This is a genomic window from Staphylococcus sp. FSL W8-0774, from assembly GCF_038006785.1.
In the GTDB taxonomy this organism is placed as follows: Bacteria; Bacillota; Bacilli; order Staphylococcales; family Staphylococcaceae; genus Staphylococcus; species Staphylococcus pasteuri.
The window spans coordinates 1,511,750-1,533,132 of the sequence record NZ_JBBOVW010000001.1 but is presented as its reverse complement, the minus strand read 5'-3'; the positions used below and the strand labels follow the sequence as shown (position 1 = coordinate 1,533,132).

General features: G+C 32.0%; 19 protein-coding genes. 18 read left to right on the top strand and 1 reads right to left on the bottom strand.

Going from position 1 to position 21,383, the window contains the following annotated elements; translation table 11 throughout:
- Positions 1–18: 18 nt before the first annotated feature.
- The 5 genes from NSQ15_RS07465 (at position 19) to rny (ending at position 5,368) form a co-directional block, all read left to right on the top strand.
- Complete coding sequence (locus tag NSQ15_RS07465) at positions 19–411, top strand: helix-turn-helix domain-containing protein (RefSeq protein ID WP_017638353.1); 393 nt, start codon at positions 19–21, stop codon at positions 409–411.
- 31 nt (positions 412–442) lie between these two features.
- Positions 443–1,018 (top strand): CDP-diacylglycerol--glycerol-3-phosphate 3-phosphatidyltransferase, encoded by a 576-nt coding sequence (gene pgsA, locus NSQ15_RS07460; RefSeq protein ID WP_070451327.1) that lies wholly within the window; start codon positions 443–445, stop codon positions 1,016–1,018.
- Between the two features lie 165 nt (positions 1,019–1,183).
- Positions 1,184–2,329: a CinA family nicotinamide mononucleotide deamidase-related protein gene (locus NSQ15_RS07455; RefSeq protein ID WP_070451326.1), complete on the top strand. Its 1,146-nt coding sequence runs from the start codon at positions 1,184–1,186 to the stop codon at positions 2,327–2,329.
- Between the two features lie 172 nt (positions 2,330–2,501).
- Positions 2,502–3,548: a recombinase RecA gene (recA, locus tag NSQ15_RS07450; RefSeq protein WP_017638350.1), complete on the top strand. Its 1,047-nt coding sequence runs from the start codon at positions 2,502–2,504 to the stop codon at positions 3,546–3,548.
- Between the two features lie 260 nt (positions 3,549–3,808).
- Positions 3,809–5,368 carry a ribonuclease Y gene (gene rny / locus NSQ15_RS07445; protein WP_017638349.1) on the top strand — a complete coding sequence of 520 codons (1,560 nt, stop codon included), beginning with the start codon at positions 3,809–3,811 and terminating at the stop codon, positions 5,366–5,368.
- Positions 5,369–5,507: 139 nt separating this feature from the next.
- Here rny and NSQ15_RS07440 read toward each other — a convergent pair whose 3' ends face one another.
- Positions 5,508–5,723 (bottom strand): hypothetical protein, encoded by a 216-nt coding sequence (locus NSQ15_RS07440; RefSeq protein ID WP_017638348.1) that lies wholly within the window; start codon positions 5,721–5,723, stop codon positions 5,508–5,510.
- A gap of 163 nt (positions 5,724–5,886) precedes the next feature.
- Between NSQ15_RS07440 and NSQ15_RS07435 the strand changes: the two genes are divergently transcribed.
- From NSQ15_RS07435 to glpK, 13 genes are all read left to right on the top strand, one after another.
- Entirely contained in the window at positions 5,887–6,681 is a 795-nt protein-coding gene (locus NSQ15_RS07435; protein ID WP_070451321.1) for a TIGR00282 family metallophosphoesterase, read from the top strand.
- Positions 6,682–6,823: 142 nt separating this feature from the next.
- Entirely contained in the window at positions 6,824–8,584 is a 1,761-nt protein-coding gene (locus NSQ15_RS07430; RefSeq protein WP_124760175.1) for a 2-oxoacid:acceptor oxidoreductase subunit alpha, read from the top strand.
- A complete protein-coding gene (locus NSQ15_RS07425; RefSeq protein WP_017638345.1) occupies positions 8,585–9,451 on the top strand; it encodes a 2-oxoacid:ferredoxin oxidoreductase subunit beta in 867 nt (288 codons plus the stop codon).
- Positions 9,452–9,625: 174 nt separating this feature from the next.
- A complete protein-coding gene (locus tag NSQ15_RS07420; RefSeq protein WP_119622702.1) occupies positions 9,626–10,249 on the top strand; it encodes a poly-gamma-glutamate hydrolase family protein in 624 nt (207 codons plus the stop codon).
- 57 nt (positions 10,250–10,306) lie between these two features.
- On the top strand, positions 10,307–10,603 hold the full coding sequence (locus NSQ15_RS07415) for a thiamine-binding protein (RefSeq protein ID WP_070451314.1): 297 nt from the start codon (positions 10,307–10,309) through the stop codon (positions 10,601–10,603).
- 199 nt (positions 10,604–10,802) lie between these two features.
- Complete coding sequence (gene miaB, locus NSQ15_RS07410) at positions 10,803–12,347, top strand: tRNA (N6-isopentenyl adenosine(37)-C2)-methylthiotransferase MiaB (RefSeq protein ID WP_070451312.1); 1,545 nt, start codon at positions 10,803–10,805, stop codon at positions 12,345–12,347.
- A 2-nt stretch (positions 12,348–12,349) separates the two neighbouring features.
- Positions 12,350–12,715 (top strand): RicAFT regulatory complex protein RicA family protein, encoded by a 366-nt coding sequence (locus NSQ15_RS07405; RefSeq protein WP_017638341.1) that lies wholly within the window; start codon positions 12,350–12,352, stop codon positions 12,713–12,715.
- A gap of 21 nt (positions 12,716–12,736) precedes the next feature.
- Positions 12,737–13,228: an energy coupling factor transporter S component ThiW gene (gene thiW / locus NSQ15_RS07400; protein WP_340747063.1), complete on the top strand. Its 492-nt coding sequence runs from the start codon at positions 12,737–12,739 to the stop codon at positions 13,226–13,228.
- 204 nt (positions 13,229–13,432) lie between these two features.
- A complete protein-coding gene (gene mutS, locus NSQ15_RS07395; protein WP_070451309.1) occupies positions 13,433–16,060 on the top strand; it encodes a DNA mismatch repair protein MutS in 2,628 nt (875 codons plus the stop codon).
- An 11-nt stretch (positions 16,061–16,071) separates the two neighbouring features.
- A complete protein-coding gene (mutL, locus tag NSQ15_RS07390; RefSeq protein ID WP_017638338.1) occupies positions 16,072–18,036 on the top strand; it encodes a DNA mismatch repair endonuclease MutL in 1,965 nt (654 codons plus the stop codon).
- 14 nt (positions 18,037–18,050) lie between these two features.
- Entirely contained in the window at positions 18,051–18,584 is a 534-nt protein-coding gene (locus NSQ15_RS07385) for a glycerol-3-phosphate responsive antiterminator (RefSeq protein WP_029055427.1), read from the top strand.
- Positions 18,585–18,853: 269 nt separating this feature from the next.
- On the top strand, positions 18,854–19,672 hold the full coding sequence (locus tag NSQ15_RS07380; protein WP_017638336.1) for an MIP/aquaporin family protein: 819 nt from the start codon (positions 18,854–18,856) through the stop codon (positions 19,670–19,672).
- Positions 19,673–19,814: 142 nt separating this feature from the next.
- A complete protein-coding gene (gene glpK, locus NSQ15_RS07375; protein ID WP_017638335.1) occupies positions 19,815–21,314 on the top strand; it encodes a glycerol kinase GlpK in 1,500 nt (499 codons plus the stop codon).
- Positions 21,315–21,383: the final 69 nt, after the last annotated feature.

Sequence of the window (21,383 nt, the reverse complement as noted above, 5' to 3'; positions counted from 1 at the left end):
ATTTAAGGAGGCATATTTTTGAAAACGATAGGCGAAGTATTAAAAGGTAGACGTGAAAGATTAGGAATGACTCTTAATGAATTGGAGCAACGAACGCAACTTAAACGTCATACACTAGAACAAATAGAAAACAATGAATTTAATCAATTACCTAATAGTAATTATGCTGAAGGTTTCATTCGAAAGTATGCCAATGTTGTTAATATTGAACCCAACCAACTAATCCAAGCACATCAAGATGAAATACCCCAACATCATATTCAATTAGACGACATGATAACTTCGTTCGCTAATAAAGAAGCGCCTCCTTATCGAAGTAAATCTATGGAACCATTGCAAGTTGCAGCTATTATTGTTTTAGTTACATTAGTAACATTAGCTTTATGGATTTTAGCAGTATTATTATTTTAAAGAAAAATGTATTAAGAAATGAGGTTGAAAAATGAATATACCGAATCAGATTACGGTATTCAGAGTTATACTTATACCAGTGTTTATCTTATTTGCTTTAGTTAATTTTGGTTTTGGGAAAATGTCATTTTTAGGCGGATATGATATAAAAATAGAACTATTTATCGGAGCAATTATTTTCCTTATTGCATCATTAAGTGATTTTGCCGATGGATATTTAGCACGTAAATGGCAGTTAGTAACTAATATGGGTAAATTTTTAGATCCTTTAGCTGATAAATTATTAGTTGCTAGTGCATTGATTGTATTAGTTCAATTAGATTTAACTAACTCTGTTGTAGCAATTATAATAATTGCACGAGAATTTGCAGTTACAGGTCTTAGATTACTACAAATTGAACAAGGCTTTGTAAGTGCTGCAGGGCAACTAGGTAAAATTAAAACTGCAGTAACAATGGTTGCTATTATTTGGATTTTATTAGGTGATCCATTAGCAACTTGGATTGGTTTCCCAATTGGACAAGTTTTATTATATATCGGTGTATTCTTTACAATTCTTTCTGGTATTGAATACTTCTACAAAGGCAGAGATGTATTTAAACATTAAATAATTAACGAGTTGAAATGGTATCGTTTCAACTCGTTTTTTTATATTTTACAACAGATTCAGTATCTTGTTTGATGTGGAATCCTCATTCTTAGATTTTACTATTATAAACGTTTATAATAGTGATATTGAATACATTCGAGAATTAAAGGGGAGTAATGTGTTATGAATATTTCGATTATAGCTGTTGGATCAGAACTACTGTTAGGACAAATTGCAAATACTAATGGACAATATTTGTCTAAATTATTTAATGGTGTTGGAAAAAATGTTGTAGAACATACAGTTATTGGTGACAACCCAGAGCGTTTAGAATATATTATTCGTCAAGGTTTAGAACGTTTTGACATGCTTGTTCTGACAGGCGGCTTAGGACCTACAAAAGATGACTTAACGAAACATACAGTCGCAAAAGTTTTAAACAAAGATTTAGTTACTGATGAAGCCTCATTAGATTATATTAAAAGTTATTTTGAAGACCAAGGTCAAGAAATGACACCTAATAATAAACAGCAAGCATTAGTAATAGAAGATTCAATTGTTCTTCCTAATAGAAATGGAATGGCACCAGGTATGTTAGTTGAAAATGAAGGTAAAAAGGTAGTATTATTACCCGGACCGCCAAAAGAAATGAAACCTATGGCTAAAAATGAATTACTACCATATATTCTTGATGATGATAAAGTTATTTTTTCAGAACAACTTAAATTTGCTGGCATTGGCGAATCTAAAGTAGAAACAATCTTAATGGATTTAATTGATAAGCAAACAAATCCTACTATTGCGCCACTAGCTGGTTCTCATGAAGTATATATCAGATTAACAGCAAATGCTGAAACCCAACAGCAATGTCGAGATTTAATTCAACCAATAAAAGAAGAAGTATTAAATCGCATTGGCGAATATTATTATGGTTCAGACGATACAACATTAGAAGCGGCTGTAATGAATCACATGAATAGTACATTTTCAATTTATGATGGTGTTACCAATGGAGCATTATATACACGTCTAAAAAATGAAGATACAGAAGATCAATTAAAAGGCGCATTACCAGATTCACCACAATTTGTTGATCATGAACTAGATATAAATGAACAATTATATATGACTGCTAAATATGTAAAAGATTTATTTAAAACAGAGAAGGGTATTACTTTATTGCATAATGAAAAAGATGTTTATTTGGGTATCCTCAATGATGATAAATTAGATATTGAATCATTTAAAATGTCTCAAAATAGAAATTTATTAAGAAGCAGAAGTCAAAATTATGCATTAATAAAATTATTAAAATGGCTAGAACAATAAAATTATATTAGTTTCTGTACTATTTTATAGTACGTTTGTTCGTTTTTGTTTGTGTGTTTTATAAAATAACACGAACAAATATTCGCAAATCGCTTGTAATTTTATTTAAAAGCTTGTATAGTATGAATTAAGATATTAAACAGAAAACATTCCCAATTTAGGAGGTCTCGCTTTGGATAACGAACGTCAAAAAGCTCTAGATACAGTAATAAAAAATATGGAAAAATCATTTGGTAAAGGTGCAGTAATGAAATTAGGCGATAATAAAGGCCGTAGAGTTTCAAGTACATCAAGTGGTTCAGTTACGTTAGATAACGCATTAGGAGTAGGTGGCTATCCTAAAGGAAGAATTATTGAGATATATGGTCCAGAAAGTTCTGGTAAAACAACAGTAGCATTACATGCTATTGCTGAAACACAAAAAAATGGCGGCGTTGCAGCATTTATTGATGCCGAACATGCTTTAGATCCTGTATACGCACAAGCATTAGGTGTGGATATTGATAATTTATATCTTTCACAACCTGACCACGGGGAACAAGGCCTTGAAATTGCAGAAGCTTTTGTTCGTAGTGGTGCAGTAGATATCGTTGTAGTCGATTCAGTAGCTGCATTAACACCTAAAGCTGAAATTGAAGGTGAAATGGGAGACACACACGTTGGTTTACAAGCTAGATTGATGTCACAAGCGTTACGTAAATTATCTGGTGCTATTTCTAAATCTAACACTACAGCTATTTTCATTAACCAAATTCGTGAAAAAGTTGGTGTTATGTTTGGTAACCCAGAAACAACTCCTGGTGGTAGAGCGTTAAAATTCTATAGCTCTGTTCGATTAGAAGTTCGTCGTGCTGAACAATTAAAACAAGGACAAGAAATTGTTGGTAATAGAACTAAGATTAAAGTAGTTAAAAATAAAGTTGCGCCACCATTTAGAGTTGCAGAAGTTGATATCATGTATGGTCAAGGTATCTCTAAAGAAGGAGAACTTATTGATCTTGGTGTTGAAAATGAAATTGTAGATAAATCAGGTGCATGGTATTCATACAATGGAGATAGAATGGGACAAGGTAAAGAAAATGTTAAATCCTACCTTAAAGAAAACCCACAAATTAAAGAAGAAATTGACCAAAAATTACGTCAAAAACTTGGAATTTTTGATGGTGACGTAGAAGAAAAAGAAGAAGAGGCGCCAAAGTCTTTATTTGATGAAGAATAAAATAAATTGGATTTTTCAAAAGCAGTTTCTATAGATATTATATAGAAACTGCTTTTTATTTATCATTAACTGAAATAAATCAAAATAACATTTTGTAAAATAACAACTCAATTTCTTTATAATACTTATAAGTTAGCATTGATATCTTGACACTTCTGAGTGTAAAACCGTACAATTAGTATGTATGATTCTTATATAATTTCATATAATCATATTGATTTTGATATACAGAGCAAACCCTAGATAAAGGAGGTGTTTATGTGAATTTATTAGGCCTCCTACTCATTTTGCTGGGTATAATTCTAGGCGTTGTTGTAGGGTATGTTGTTGCCCGAAATTTATTGCATCAAAAGCAGGTTCAGGCTAGACAGACAGCCGATGATATTGTCAATCAAGCGCACAAAGAAGCCGACAACACTAAGAAAGAAAAATTGCTTGAGGCAAAAGAAGAAAATCAAATTTTACGAGAACAAACTGAAAATGAACTACGTGAAAGACGTGGTGAATTACAAAGACAAGAAACCCGACTTCTTCAAAAAGAAGAGAACTTAGAGCGTAAATCTGATCTATTAGATAAAAAAGATGAGATTTTAGAGCAAAAAGAATCAAAAATTGAAGAAAGACAACAACAAGTAGACGCAAAAGAGAGTAGTGTTCAAACATTAATAATGAAGCATGAACAAGAATTAGAACGCATCTCCGGTCTCACTCAAGAAGAAGCTGTAAATGAGCAACTTCAACGAGTAGAAGAAGAACTGTCACAAGATATTGCTATACTTGTTAAGGAAAAAGAAAGAGAAGCTAAAGAAAAAGTTGATAAAACAGCAAAAGAATTGCTAGCTACTACAGTACAAAGGTTAGCAGCAGATCATACAACTGAATCAACTGTATCAGTTGTAAACTTGCCAAATGATGAAATGAAAGGTCGAATAATCGGACGTGAAGGACGAAATATTCGTACACTTGAAACACTTACGGGCATCGATTTAATTATCGATGACACTCCAGAAGCTGTCATTTTATCTGGTTTTGACCCTATTAGACGAGAAATCGCTAGAACAGCATTAGTTAACTTAGTTTCTGATGGAAGAATTCATCCTGGTCGTATTGAAGATATGGTCGAAAAAGCTAGAAAAGAAGTAGACGATATTATTAGAGAAGCCGGTGAACAAGCTACATTCGAAATCAATGTTCATAACATGCATCCTGACTTAGTTAAAATACTTGGACGTTTAAATTATCGTACAAGTTATGGACAAAATGTGCTTAAACATTCTATCGAAGTAGCACATTTATCAGGAATGTTAGCAGCAGAACTAGGTGAAGATGTTACGTTAGCGAAACGTGCTGGATTACTTCATGATGTTGGTAAAGCCATCGATCACGAAGTTGAAGGTAGTCACGTTGAAATAGGTGTTGAATTAGCTAAAAAATATGGTGAAAATGAAACAATTATTAATGCTATTCATTCCCATCATGGTGATGTTGAACCAACATCAATTATCTCGATTTTAGTTGCAGCAGCTGACGCATTATCAGCCGCTCGTCCTGGCGCTCGAAAAGAGACATTAGAAAATTACATTCGTCGATTAGAGCGTTTAGAAACACTTTCAGAAAGTTATGATGGTGTTGAAAAAGCATTCGCAATTCAAGCAGGTAGAGAAATTCGTGTAGTAGTTTCACCTGAAGAAATAGATGATTTAAAATCATACCGATTGGCTAGAGATATTAAAACTCAAATTGAGGACGAATTACAATATCCAGGTCATATCAAAGTGACAGTTGTTCGAGAGACTAGAGCAGTAGAATATGCTAAATAAGTTAAACCCCTAATTACTCATTGTGTAGTTAGGGGTTTAATTATTATCAAAATTTGTGATTATATAAAAAAACTGACGATTGATGTTAAATAAATCAATCGTCAGATATTTGTATAATCATAATGTTGTATTAAAAATTTTACTTCAATTGTAAATCTGTTTTCTTCAATTCTTGAATAATTTCAGCTGTGTCATAGCAATTAGTAGCGATATTAGCGTATCTTTCTGCTAAACGGTATGCATTGATATATAATTTTAAACTTTCTTTAGCAATATCTTCTGCATCTTCTGATTTAGATGGGTTAGAACTTACTACTAATTCTGCAAACTTTTCAGGATCGATATTAATAGACATTTATTATTTACAACTCCTAAATATTTTATAAACATATACTAACATAATATATGTTTATAAAAAAGCAAAGACAGTTAATATTCAGATAAATAATTTTACAAAGAGTACTTTAAATAAAGTGTTCTATCTATTAAACTTAATGATATGAGAGGATGAACAAGGCATGAGAATATTATTTATTGGGGATATTGTAGGTAAGATTGGCAGAAACGCAATAACTACATATTTACCTAAATTAAAACAAGAATATCGTCCTACTGTATCCATTGTAAATGCTGAAAATGCAGCACATGGTAAAGGACTAACTGAAAAGATATATAAGCAATTGCTTCGTGAGGGTGTCGATTTTATGACTATGGGTAACCATACTTATGGTCAACGTGAAATATACGAATTTATTGATGATGCTAAAAGAATGGTTAGACCGGCCAACTTTCCTGATGAAGCACCTGGAGTAGGGATGCGCTTTATTCAAATTAATGAAATAAAATTAGCTATAATTAATTTGCAAGGAAGAGCGTTCATGCAGGATATAGATGACCCTTTTAAAAAAGCTGACGCACTCATTGAAGAAGCTCAAAAAGTAACGCCATATATATTCGTTGATTTTCATGCTGAAACAACATCAGAAAAAAATGCAATGGGATGGTTTTTAGATGGTAGAGTAAGTGCAGTAGTGGGTACACATACTCATATTCAAACATCTGATAATCGTATTTTACCAAGTGGAACAGGCTATATTACTGATGTAGGCATGACAGGTTTTTATGATGGTATATTAGGCATCAATAGAGATGAAGTGATAGAGCGTTTTATTACGAGTTTACCACAACGTCATGTTGTACCAGATAATGGACGCAGTGTTCTTTCTGGTGTTATCATTGATTTAGATAAAAATGGTAAAACAACAAATATTGAAAGAATATTAATTAATGACGATAATCCTATGAAATTATAAAGTAAATGTTTGTGACATTATAGTTACAAAAGACTATCGTCCATTAGTATGAAATTATAAACATGCCACTGTTTACATAGTAATACGGTGGTTATTTTTGTTATCATTTAATATGAATTAAAAACCACAGGAGGCTTATGATATGAAATCACAAATATCATGGAAAGTGGGCGGACAACAAGGTGAAGGAATTGAATCAACTGGAGAAATATTTGCTACTGCAATGAATAGAAAAGGCTATTTCTTATATGGTTATAGACACTTTTCTAGTCGTATAAAAGGTGGACATACTAATAATAAAATTAGAGTTTCTACTTCTCCAGTACATGCTATTAGTGATGATTTAGATATACTTATCGCATTTGACCAAGAAACAATAGAAGTTAATCATCATGAAATGCGCGAAGATAGTATCATTATTGCTGATTCAAAAGCAAAACCAGTAAAACCTGATGATTGTCAGGCACAACTTATAGATTTACCGTTTACTAGTACTGCAAAAGAATTAGGAACTGCATTAATGAAGAACATGGTAGCGATTGGTGCTACATCTGCATTAATGAACCTAGATACATCTACATTTGAAGAATTAATTACAAACATGTTCACTAAAAAAGGTGACAAAGTTGTTGAAATGAATATACAAGCTTTAAATCAAGGTTATCAATTAATGAAAGAATATTTAGAAGATATTCAAGGCGATTTCGAACTTCAAGAAAGTAATGAAAATCCTCATCTTTATATGATTGGTAATGACGCAATTGGATTAGGTGCAATTTCTGCTGGATCAAGATTTATGTCAGCTTATCCAATTACGCCAGCTTCTGAAATTATGGAATACATGATTGCTAATTTACCAAAAGTTGGCGGAACAGTTGTTCAAACTGAAGATGAAATTGCTGCTGCGACAATGTCTATCGGTGCTAATTATGCAGGTGTTCGTGGATTCACTGCAAGCGCAGGACCAGGATTATCTCTAATGATGGAATCAATTGGCTTATCTGGTATGACTGAAACACCGTTTGTTGTCATAAATACACAACGTGGAGGTCCTTCTACAGGTTTACCAACTAAACAAGAACAATCTGACTTAATGCAAATGATTTATGGTACTCATGGTGATATTCCAAAAATTGTAGTAGCCCCTACAGATGCGGAAGATGCATTTTATTTAACAATGGAAGCATTTAATTTAGCTGAGGAATATCAATGTCCAGTAATTATTTTAAGTGATTTACAATTATCATTAGGTAAACAAACAGTTAAAGAATTAGACTATGATAAAATCAAAATTAAACGTGGAGAATTAATTCAATCTGATATCGAACGTGAAGAAGATGACAAATCATATTTCAGAAGATATGCATTAACAGGAAGTGGCATTTCACCTAGACCAATACCTGGTAATAAAGGTGGTATTCACCATGTTACTGGTGTTGAACATAACGAAGAAGGTAAAACAAGCGAAGCTGCACAAAATCGTCAACAACAAATGGACAAACGTATGCGCAAAACTAAAAATCTTCTTATAGAAAAACCAGTAGACTATACTGAAAATCACGAACAAGCTGATATTCTATATATTGGTTTCATTTCAAGTAAAGGTGCTATCGAAGAAGGTGCACAACGATTAAATAATCAAAATATCGCAGTGAATACACTACAAATCAGACAATTACATCCATTCCCAACTGAAACGATTCAAAGTGCGATTGATAAAGCACAAAAAGTTGTTATTGCAGAACATAACTATCAAGGACAATTAGCAAATATTATTAAAATGAACGTGAATATTCAAAATAAATTAGTAAATCAAACTAAATATGATGGTACACCATTCTTACCACATGAAATAGTTGATAAAGGTATCGAAGTTGCAAAAGAAATAAAGGAGTTGGTCTAATTGGCTACATTTAAAGATTTTAGAAATAATGTTAAGCCAAACTGGTGCCCAGGTTGTGGTGATTTCTCTGTTCAAGCTGCTATACAAAAAGCAGCCGCAAATGTAGGGTTAGAACCAGAAGAAGTTGCACTTATTACAGGCATTGGTTGTTCAGGTAGATTATCAGGCTATATAAATGCCTATGGTGTACATGCCATACATGGTCGTGCTTTACCGTTAGCACAAGGCGTTAAAATGGCTAACAGAGATCTTACAGTTATTGCTTCTGGCGGTGACGGTGACGGTTATGCGATTGGTATGGGTCATACTATTCACGCCTTACGTAGAAATATGAACATGACTTATATCGTTATGGATAACCAAATATATGGTTTAACTAAAGGACAAACTTCACCGTCTTCAGCGGTTGGATTTGTGACTAAATCTACACCTAAAGGTAACATTGAAAAAAATGTAGCACCTTTAGAATTAGCATTATCTTCAGGAGCGACTTTTGTAGCACAAGGTTTTTCAAGTGATATTAAAGGATTAACAAAACTTATCGAAGATGCTATTAATCACGATGGATTTTCATTCGTAAATGTATTCTCACCATGTGTTACTTATAACAAAATTAATACTTATGATTGGTTCAAAGAAAATCTGACAAGTATTGATGACATTGAAAATTATGATACGACGGATAAACAATTAGCTATACAAACAGTTTTAGAACATGAATCTATGTTAAAAGGTATTGTTTATCAAGATACAGAAACACCTTCATATGAATCACAGATTGAAGAAATGGAAGGAACGCCATTAGCTAAGAAAGATATTCATATATCAGAAGACAAGTTTAATGAATTAACTAAACAATTTGTATAGAGAGGATAGCTGTCAATTCCATTAATAGAATGGTATTTGGCAGCTATTTTATTATTAGCTTATAAGCAAACAACATATTAATCTATAGAATTAAATTATAAATTTTCTGTAAATATACATTAAAATACTGTACATTGTGGAATAGATAATAAAGGTCATATAAGGAGAAGGTATATGGACAAATTTATTTCTATGAAAGAATTACAAGATAATACAATAGAAGATAAAGATTGGCATATTGAAACTGAAGATAATAATAGTGACATTACAATATTAGCTATACACGGCGGAGGTATCGAACCTGCAACTAGTGAGCTTGCCTTTGTGACTGCACAAACCAACGAATATAACTATTTTACCTTTAAGGGAGATAGACGACATGGTAATAATGAGTTACATGTCACATCAATTCACTATGATAACGAAATAGCACAAGACTTAACTCAAAAAAGTCAACGCGCAATCTCATTACATGGTTGTACAGGCCAAGAATCAATCGTTTACATAGGCGGTAAAGATAAACAGTTAATTAAGTTAATAACTTCTGAATTAAAAGATATTGAAGTAGACGTTCAACATGCCCCGCATACGATGTCCGGTAAACAAAAGGAAAACATAGTTAATCAAACTCAAATACAAGCAGGCGTACAACTGGAAATAACACATGCATTAAGGAAACAGTTTTTTAAAGATGGAAAATTAACTCGTAAAAGCAGAGAAGATCAAGGTAATTGGGATGAATTTTTATATACATTTGCAAATGCTTTGGTAAAGGCAGTTGAAGGATTACATGATTAACTTAATAAAAATGTTAAACTAGTATTATAACTAAAGATAAGATTGGAGATAAATTAAATGGTTGATACATTAATGAGTATTCAAATTATACCTAAAACACCAAATAATGAAGACGTCATTCCTTATGTAGATGAAGCAATTAAGATTATAGATGAATCGGGAATGCACTATCGTGTCGGACCACTTGAAACATCCGTACAAGGAGATATGAATGAATGTCTAATATTAATCCAAAATTTAAACCAACGTATGGTAGAATTAGAATGTCCTAGTATAATTAGTCAAGTTAAGTTTTATCATGTACCAGAAGGTATTGAAATTGAAACATTAACAGGAAAGTATGACGAAGCATAGATTTATGACAATTTTATAATCACTGTGATAATAATCTTACTTTTAGAATTAGATAGACTAAAGTAGAGGCTAAGGCATCAATGTTGTCTTAGCCTTATTCATTGTGAAGTAAATATTGATAAGACGCTTTTTGCACTTTGTGGTTAAATTTAATATAATGTAGAAATGATATATGGGCATATAGAAAGGATTTTTAATAGTGAATGAAGAGCAAAGAAAAGCTGGTTCGATAAATATTTTAGCAGAACGTGATCGTAAAGAAGAAAAGGATTATAGTAAATATTTTGAACAAGTGTATCAACCACCTAGTTTAAAAGAAGCTAAAAAACGTGGTAAACAAGAGATAAAATATAATCGAGACTTTCAAATTGATGAAAAATATCGAGACATGGGTAAAGGACGTTCATTTTTAATTAAAACGTATGGCTGTCAAATGAATGCACATGATACTGAAGTAATGGCGGGGATATTAGAAGCTTTAGGATATAGTGCAACATCAGATATTAACACAGCAGATATTATATTAATTAATACATGTGCGATTCGTGAAAATGCTGAAAATAAAGTATTTAGCGAAATTGGTAATTTAAAACATCTTAAGAAAGAACGACCAGATTGTTTAATAGGTGTATGTGGCTGTATGTCACAAGAAGAATCTGTTGTTAATAAAATTTTAAAATCATATCAAAATGTAGATATGATTTTTGGAACTCATAATATTCATAAACTACCAGAAATATTAGAAGAAGCTTATCTATCTAAAGCAATGGTTGTTGATGTATGGTCTAAAGAAGGAGATGTCATTGAAAATCTTCCTAAAGTTCGTGACGGTCATATTAAAGCATGGGTGAATATTATGTATGGTTGCGATAAATTCTGTACATATTGCATAGTACCTTTTACAAGAGGTAAAGAACGTAGCCGTAGACCAGAAGATATTATTGATGAAGTAAGAGAATTAGCTAGAGAAGGCTATCAAGAAATTACATTGTTAGGACAAAATGTTAATTCTTACGGAAAAGATATCGAGGGACTTGACTATGGATTAGATGATTTATTAGAGGATATCTCAAAAATTGATATTCCTCGAGTAAGATTCACAACTAGTCATCCTTGGGACTTTACAGATCGCATGATTGAAGTGATTGCTAATGGAGGAAACATTGTACCTCATATTCATTTACCAGTACAATCAGGAAACAATGCTGTGCTAAAAATTATGGGAAGAAAATATACGAGAGAAAGTTATTTAGACTTAGTAAACCGTATTAAAGAAGCAATTCCTCAAATCGCATTAACGACTGATATCATTGTAGGTTATCCAAATGAAACTGAAGAACAGTTTGAAGAAACATTAACTTTATATGATGAAGTTGGATTCGAACATGCATACACATATCTATATTCTCAAAGAGACGGTACGCCTGCAGCTAAAATGAAAGATAATGTACCAACTGATGTAAAAAAAGAGAGACTTCAACGTTTAAACAAAAAAGTTGGAGAATACTCACAAAAAGCAATGAGTCAGTATGAGAACGAAATTGTGACGGTTTTATGTGAAGGATCAAGTAAAAAAGATGATACAGTTTTAGCAGGCTATACTGAAAAAAATAAACTTGTTAACTTTAAAGCACCAAAAGAAATGATTGGTAAATTAGTTGATGTTAAAATAGATGAAGCGAAACAATATTCATTAAATGGTACTTTCGTAGGAGAACATCAAAAAGAATTGGTGATGCAATAATAATGTATAATAAAGAGGACATACTATCGAATGCTGATCAACTTGCCCAAAAGATAAAAAATCTTGAAGTAATTAAAGACTATCAAACAATAGAAACACAAATTCACAATAATAAAACCATTGAAAAGAAAATGAACCGATTGAAAAAGCAACAAAAACAATCAGTAAACTTACAAAACTATGGTAAATCAACAGCATTTAATCAATCAGAGAACCAAATTCATCAGTTGGAAAACGAAATAAATGAATTACCAATAGTTGAAGAATTTCGTACATCTCAATATGAAGCCAATTATCTTCTACAAATGATGATTAAAACAATGGAAAACCGTTTGAATGAACATAATGAAAGTTATCATAACAAATAAATTGGATAAGGAGACAATGCATTGAATAATAGAAAACTTACAATAACAGCGCTATTAATAGCAATAAATGTCATTTTAAGCAGTATCATTGTCATCCCTCTTGGTCCAATCAAGGCAGCGCCTATGCAACATCTAGTAAACGTACTTTGCGCAGTGTTCGTAGGACCATGGTATGGACTTGCACAAGCTTTAATTTCTTCCATTTTACGTGTTACGTTTGGTACTGGAAGTGTATTTGCATTTCCAGGCAGTATGATAGGTGTATTCTTAGCTAGCCTCTTTTACATGTATCGTAAACATATATTTATGGCAGCAGTTGGAGAAGTTCTTGGAACAGGCATCATTGGAAGTTTAATATGTATTCCATTAGCATGGATACTTAATTTACAAAACTTCTTTGTTAAACCATTAATGACTGCATTTATCGTGTCTAGTATTATTGGTGCCGCAATAAGCTACGTGTTATTAATTATATTAAAAAAACGTGGTCTTTTAGATAGATTTCAAAAATAGCAATTAAGTACGTACAATACATAGTGAAACTGAAATGACTCAGTTCAATGTTTGTACGTACTTTTTTAATTATCAAATTAACTTCATAGGCTAGAATATATTCAATATGTTAAAATAGATGAGTTAAAAGAACGTAAAAATTACATAAAATGATTCAATTCATAAAAATAAAAAGACTATAAAATAAGGGTTGTGAAGAACTTTATGTCGAATGTGACACCAATGATGCAACAATATTTAAAAATTAAATCAGAATATGATGACTGTTTATTATTTTTTAGACTCGGAGACTTTTATGAAATGTTCTTCGAAGATGCTAAAGAAGCGTCAAGAGTATTAGAAATCACGCTTACTAAAAGAGATGCCAAAAAAGAAGACCCAATACCGATGTGCGGTGTACCTTATCATTCCGCTGATAGTTACATTGAAACATTAATTAATAATGGCTATAAAGTAGCTATCTGTGAACAAATGGAAGACCCTAAACAGACAAAAGGTATGGTTAAAAGAGAAGTAGTTAGAATAGTAACTCCAGGAACAGTGATGGATCAAGGTGGCGTTGATGAAAAGCAAAACAACTATATTTTAAGTTTTATTAAGCAAGGGCAAGAATATGCATTAAGTTATTGTGACATTTCAACAGGTGAATTAAAAGCTACACATTTTAAAGATGAAGCTACTTTACTAAATGAAATTACAACGATTAATCCTAATGAAATTGTAGTAAATGAAACTTTATCTGAAAACATGCAACGACAAATTAATATGATTACTGAAACGATAACAGTTCGTGAGGAGATATCTAACCAATCATTTTCCGTAAACAATAATGAACATGAAGGTATGTATCAATCTACTCAATTATTATTAGATTACATCCACCATACTCAAAAAAGAGACTTATCACATTTAGAAGAAGTGCAACATTATGCTGCTATTGATTTCATGAAAATGGATTTCTATGCTAAAAGAAACTTAGAATTAACTGAAAGTATAAGATTGAAATCTAAAAAAGGAACACTGTTATGGTTAATGGATGAAACAAAAACACCAATGGGAGCTAGACGTCTTAAACAGTGGATAGACCGACCATTAATTTATAAACAGCAAATTGAAGAGAGATTGAATATAGTTGATGAGTTTATTAACCACTTTATTGAACGTGATACCTTAAGAAATTATTTGAATCAAGTCTACGATATTGAAAGACTTGTAGGTCGAGTGAGTTACGGTAATGTTAATGCACGTGATTTAATACAATTAAAATATTCAATTAGTGAGATTCCTAATATCAAACAATTATTAAGTCAGCTTGAAAGCGACAAGATAACTCAATTTGATGAGTTAGAACCATTAGATGATTTATTAGAAGTGCTTGAAAATAGCTTAGTAGAAGAGCCTCCTATCTCAGTTAAAGATGGCGGATTGTTCAAAACAGGTTTTAATCAACAATTAGATGAGTATTTAGAAGCATCTCGTAATGGTAAATCTTGGCTTGCTGAATTACAAGCAAGAGAAAGAGAACGCACAGGTATTAAATCTCTTAAAATTAGTTTTAACAAAGTGTTTGGTTATTTTATAGAGATTACTCGCGCCAATTTACAAGGATTTGAACCTTCTGAATTTGGATATAATCGTAAACAAACTTTATCTAATGCTGAACGTTTTATTACTGATGAATTAAAAGAAAAAGAAGATATTATTCTAGGCGCAGAAGATAAAGCTATAGAATTAGAATATCAATTATTTGTAAAATTGAGAGAACATATTAAGTCGTATACAGAACGACTTCAAAAGCAGGCAAAAATCATTTCAGAATTAGATTGTTTACAAAGCTTTGCGGAAATTGCTCAAAAATATAATTATGTTAGACCACAATTTAGCGATAACAAAACATTAAAACTTGAAAACTCTAGACATCCAGTTGTAGAACGTGTCATGGATTATAACGATTATGTTCCAAATGATTGTGAATTAGATAATGATACATTCATTTACTTAATTACAGGTCCTAATATGTCAGGGAAATCAACGTATATGAGACAAATCGCTATTATTAGCATTATGGCTCAAATGGGTGCTTATGTTCCTTGTGAATCAGCAGTGCTACCAATTTTTGATCAAATATTTACACGAATTGGTGCTGCAGACGATTTAGTATCAGGTAAAAGTACGTTCATGGTAGAAATGTTAGAAGCGCAAAAAGCATTAACTTATGCTACAGAAGATAGTTTAATTATCTTTGATGAAATAGGTAGGGGGACTTCAACATATGATGGTTTAGCACTCGCACAAGCCATGATAGAATACGTTGCTCAAACGTCTCACGCTAAGACACTATTCTCTACACACTATCATGAACTTACAACTTTAGATCAGTTATTACCTTGTTTGAAAAATGTTCATGTTGCTGCAAATGAATATAAAGGTGAACTTATCTTCTTACACAAAGTAAAAGATGGTGCTGTTGATGACAGTTATGGTATTCAAGTAGCAAAACTTGCTGATCTACCTGATAAAGTGATTCAAAGAGCACAAGTTATATTAGATGAATTCGAACAGAAGTCTGATAATCCAGAACCAATGATTGTACAAAGTGAAGTAAAAGATGATGCTATAGATTCAAACTCAAATAGTGAGACACAAGATGCAGTACAACATACTAATAATCAAGAAAATACGTCTTCATTTGAACAAGCGGCATTTAATTTATTTGATGCAGAAGTACAACAAAGCGAAGTAGAAGCACAAATCAAATCTTTAAATTTATCAAATATGACTCCAATAGAAGCTTTAGTAAAATTAAGCGAATTACAAAATCAATTAAAATAGAGGTGTTGTAAATGGGAAAAATTAAAGAACTACAAACCTCCTTAGCTAACAAAATTGCAGCTGGCGAAGTAGTCGAAAGACCCAGTTCGGTTGTAAAAGAATTATTAGAAAATGCTATTGATGCCAAGTCAACCGAAATTAATATAGAAGTGGAACAATCAGGTATAGCTTCAATACGTGTTGTAGATAATGGAACTGGTATTGAACAAGATGATTTAAGTCTGGTGTTTCACAGACATGCTACTAGTAAATTAGATGCAGATGATGATTTATTCCATATTAGAACATTAGGATTTCGTGGAGAAGCATTAGCGAGTATTTCTTCAGTATCCAAAGTGACTTTACGTACATGTACAGATAATGAAAGTGGTCATGAAATATATGCTGAAAATGGTGTGATTAAAGATCAAAAACCAGCTAAAGCTAAAAAAGGGACAGATATACTTGTTGAGTCATTATTCTATAATACGCCAGCTCGGTTAAAATATATTAAAAGTTTATATACAGAACTAGGCAAAATTACAGATATTGTTAATAGAATGGCAATGAGTCATCCTGATATAAGAATTTCATTAGTTTCTGATGGTAAAACACTTTTAAAAACTAATGGTTCTGGTAAAACAAATGAAGTTATGGCAGAAATATATGGAATGAAAGTAGCAAAAGATTTAGTACATATCACTGGTGATACAAGCGATTATCATCTTGAAGGTTATGTTGCTAGACCTGAGCATTCAAGAAGTAATAAACATTATATTTCTATTTTTATCAATGGTAGATATATCAAAAACTTTGTTTTAAATAAAGCAATTGTTGAAGGTTATCATACATTATTAACAATTGGTCGATACCCTATTTGCTACATCAATATCCAAATGGATCCCATACTAGTAGATGTTAATGTTCATCCTACTAAACTTGAAGTCAGATTATCTAAGGAAGAGCAATTATACAAATTAATTGTTGAAAAAATTCAAGAAGCATTTAAAGATAAAATTTTAATACCTAAAAATGATTTAGACCAACATTCTAAGAAAAACAAAGTGTTAAATAGTTTTGAACAACAAAAGTTAGACTTTGAACGTAGACAAAAAGAAGAAGCAAATAATCATAACGGTATGAATGACTCTGAAAATAAATCAGATCATGCCACAAATGAACAACGGTATAACGAAGAAACAAGCCAAAGCCTTTCATCCAATGTACAAGAAAATGATGAAAGTGAATCATTTAATTCCTCTAATAATATTAACCGTGATAATGATGATAATTACTTCGAAAATCAAAAAGAAATTTTAAACGAATTAGATAATAACGATAATACATTTGAATTAGATGATGAAGTTAAAGATAATCAAGACATTAAAGGTGCTATAAGTGCTTCAACGAGACGTCGTGTACCATATATGGAAGTTGTTGGACAAGTTCATGGAACATATATCATAGCTCAAAATGAAAATGGTATGTTTATGATTGACCAGCATGCTGCACAAGAGCGTATTAAATACGAATATTTTAGAGATAAAATTGGAGAAGTATCAAATGAAGTACAAAACTTATTGATACCAATGACTTTCCATTTTTCTAAGGATGAACAATTGATTATAGACCAATATAAAGAAGAACTAGATAGAGTCGGTGTACATCTTGAACATTTTGGAGGTCATGATTATATTGTTAATAGTTATCCAGTGTGGTTTCCAAAAGCAGAAGCGGAAGAAATTATTAAAGATATGATTGAATTAGTTTTAGAAAATAAAAAAATAGATGTTAAAAAAATGCGTGAAGATGCAGCGATTATGATGTCATGTAAAAAATCAATTAAAGCTAATCATTATTTAAAAAATAACGAAATGGCAGATTTAATTGATCAACTGCGTGAAATGGAAGATCCATTTACTTGTCCGCATGGACGTCCAATTATTATTAACTTTTCAAATTACGAATTAGAAAAATTATTTAAACGTGTCATGTAGAGAGGAGCAATGCTTTGAAAGAAAATATACTCCCAGCAATTAGAAATATGAAAGATTTAGATAACCTCATTAAAACGGAATATAAATCATGTGTATTGTTAGACATGCATATAGGTCATCTAAAAAGCATTTTAGACTTATTAAAAAATAATGGAATTGAATGTTATATCCATATTGATTTAATAAAAGGTCTTAGTCATGATGAATATTCATGTGAATATATTATTCAACAATATAAGCCTAAAGGTATCGTATCTACTAAAACGAAAGTCATTAAAAAAGCGAAATCGCTCAATACTTTAACTATCTTTAGAGTATTTATTATTGATAGCCAAGCTTTAAGTAGAAGTATTGAATTAATTCAAAAGGTTCAACCAGATTTTGTCGAAGTACTTCCAGGTATTGCTCATAAAGCAGTAAGATGTATTCAAGAAGAAACCGATACAGCTGTAATTGCTGGTGGATTAATTAGTGATGTTTCTGAAGTAGATGAAGCTATTAAAAATGGCGCTAAATATATTACGACTAGTAATCAAAAATTATGGTAAATAAAAACTTATAAAGAATAAGTAGAGGGATTAATGGTGAAATAATGATCTATTAATCCCTCTATTTTTTATAAATGTTTGGTCAATTTTATTGAATATAAGTTTGATATTTTTGACAAATTTTCAACAAAATCATTGACAACGCTTACAACGTAATTGTAATATATAAACAAGTTATTAAAAGTTAATATTAGAACAGAGAAGGGGAGATTTCTACAGCTTTATCGCTTTGTAGGGGTCTCCCTATCTATTTTGGGAGGAATAATTATATGAATGCTTATTTAGCAGAGTTCTTAGGTACAGCCATCCTCATACTTTTCGGTGGTGGCGTTTGTGCTAACGTTAATTTAAAACGTAGTGCAGGTAATAACGCTGACTGGATTGTTATCGCTACAGGATGGGGACTAGCCGTTGCCATGGGCGCATTCGCAGTTGGTAAATTCTCAGGAGCACATTTGAATCCAGCCGTTACAATTGCGTTAGCTATGGATGGAGGATTTAGTTGGGCGCAAGTGCCTGGATACATCATTTGTCAAATGCTTGGTGGTATTGTAGGTGGTGCACTAGTTTGGTTAATGTATTTACCACATTGGAAAGCAACAGAAGATCAAGCCACTAAGTTAGGTGTATTCTCAACTGCACCTGCAATCAAAAACTATTTTGCTAACTTTATGAGTGAAATCATTGGTACAACTGCATTAACTTTAGGTATATTATTTATTGGTGTTAATAAAATTGCTGATGGATTAAACCCATTAATTGTTGGGGCTTTAATTGTCGCAATTGGTTTAAGTTTAGGCGGAACAACAGGTTATGCTATTAACCCAGCACGTGACTTAGGACCTCGTATCGCTCATGCGATTTTACCAATCGCTGGTAAAGGTGGTTCAAATTGGTCATATGCTATCGTACCTGTACTTGGACCAATCGCTGGTGGTATGTTAGGTGCTGTCATTTACGAAGTATTTTACAAACAAACATTTAATGTAAGTTGTGCAGTGGGCATTATTTTAGTTATCATAACATTAGTATTAGGTGTAGTTTTAAATAGAGCGTCTAAAAGCAATGACATCGAATCTATCTATTAAAAGAGAACTTAAGTAGCATCGTTAGAATTAATTTTAGAAAATAAGCATAGAATATAAACATGATTCGTGAATATAAAATATAAATGATTAGTATTAATCATCTTTTATCTATATTTATGACATCAAAAGGAGTCAAATAATTATGGAAAAATACATTTTATCAATAGACCAGGGAACAACTAGTTCAAGAGCTATTTTATTTAATAAAGACGGAGAAATCAAAGGTGTAGCACAACGAGAATTCAAACAACATTTTCCACAATCTGGTTGGGTAGAACATGATGCTAATGAAATTTGGACATCTGTATTATCTGTAATGGCAGAAGTCATGAATGAACAAGATGTAAGAGCTGAGCAAATTGAAGGTATAGGTATTACAAACCAACGTGAAACAACAGTTGTATGGGATAAAAATACTGGCCGTCCAATTTACCATGCTATTGTATGGCAATCTCGTCAAACTCAAAGTATTTGTCATGATTTAAAAGAACAAGGTCATGAAGATTTATTCCGTGATAAAACTGGTCTTTTATTAGATCCGTATTTTGCTGGTACAAAAGTAAAATGGATTTTAGATAATGTTGAGGGTGCAAGAGAAAAAGCTAATAACGGTGATTTACTGTTCGGCACAATTGATTCTTGGTTAGTATGGAAGTTATCAGGTAGAGAAGCGCATATTACTGACTATACTAATGCTAGTCGTACATTAATGTTTAATATCCATGAATTAAAATGGGATAAAGAATTATTAGATATTCTAGAAGTTCCCGAAAACATGTTACCTGAAGTTAAACCTTCTAGTGAGGTATATGCACATACAGTGGATTATCACTTCTTTGGTCAAAATGTACCAATTGCTGGTATCGCAGGTGACCAACAAGCTGCTTTATTCGGTCAAGCATGCTTTGATCGTGGAGATGTGAAAAACACTTATGGTACTGGTGGTTTCATGTTAATGAACACTGGTGAAGAAGCGGTAAAATCTGACAGTGGTTTATTAACTACAATTGCATACGGTCTTGACGGTAAAGTAAATTATGCTTTAGAAGGATCAATCTTTGTTTCCGGTTCAGCAATTCAGTGGTTACGTGATGGATTAAGAATGATTAATTCAGCGCCACAAACTGAAAACTATGCTACACGTGTAGATTCAACTGAAGGTGTATATGTAGTTCCAGCATTCGTTGGTTTAGGAACACCTTATTGGGATTCTGAAGCAAGAGGCGCTATCTTTGGTTTAACACGTGGTACTGAAAAAGAACATTTCATCCGTGCAACATTAGAATCACTTTGTTATCAAACACGCGATGTTATGGAAGCGATGTCTAAAGACTCAGGCATCGAAGTTCAAAACTTACGTGTAGACGGTGGTGCAGTTAAAAATAACTTTATCATGCAATTCCAAGCTGATATTGTTGATACACCAGTTGAACGTCCAGAAATTCAAGAGACAACTGCGTTAGGTGCTGCTTATTTAGCTGGTTTAGCTGTAGGCTTCTGGGAAAGCAAAGATGATATTGCTAACAGATGGAAACTTGAAGAAGAATTCGAACCAAAAATGGAAGAAGAGCAACGCGCGAAACTATATAAAGGTTGGAAAAAAGCTGTAGAAGCTACACAAGTATTTAAACTAGAAGACTAGGAATTAAGATATTAATAATTTGTAAGCATAAGATAGACTTGATTTTCTTATTTATGTTATACTTAAAAT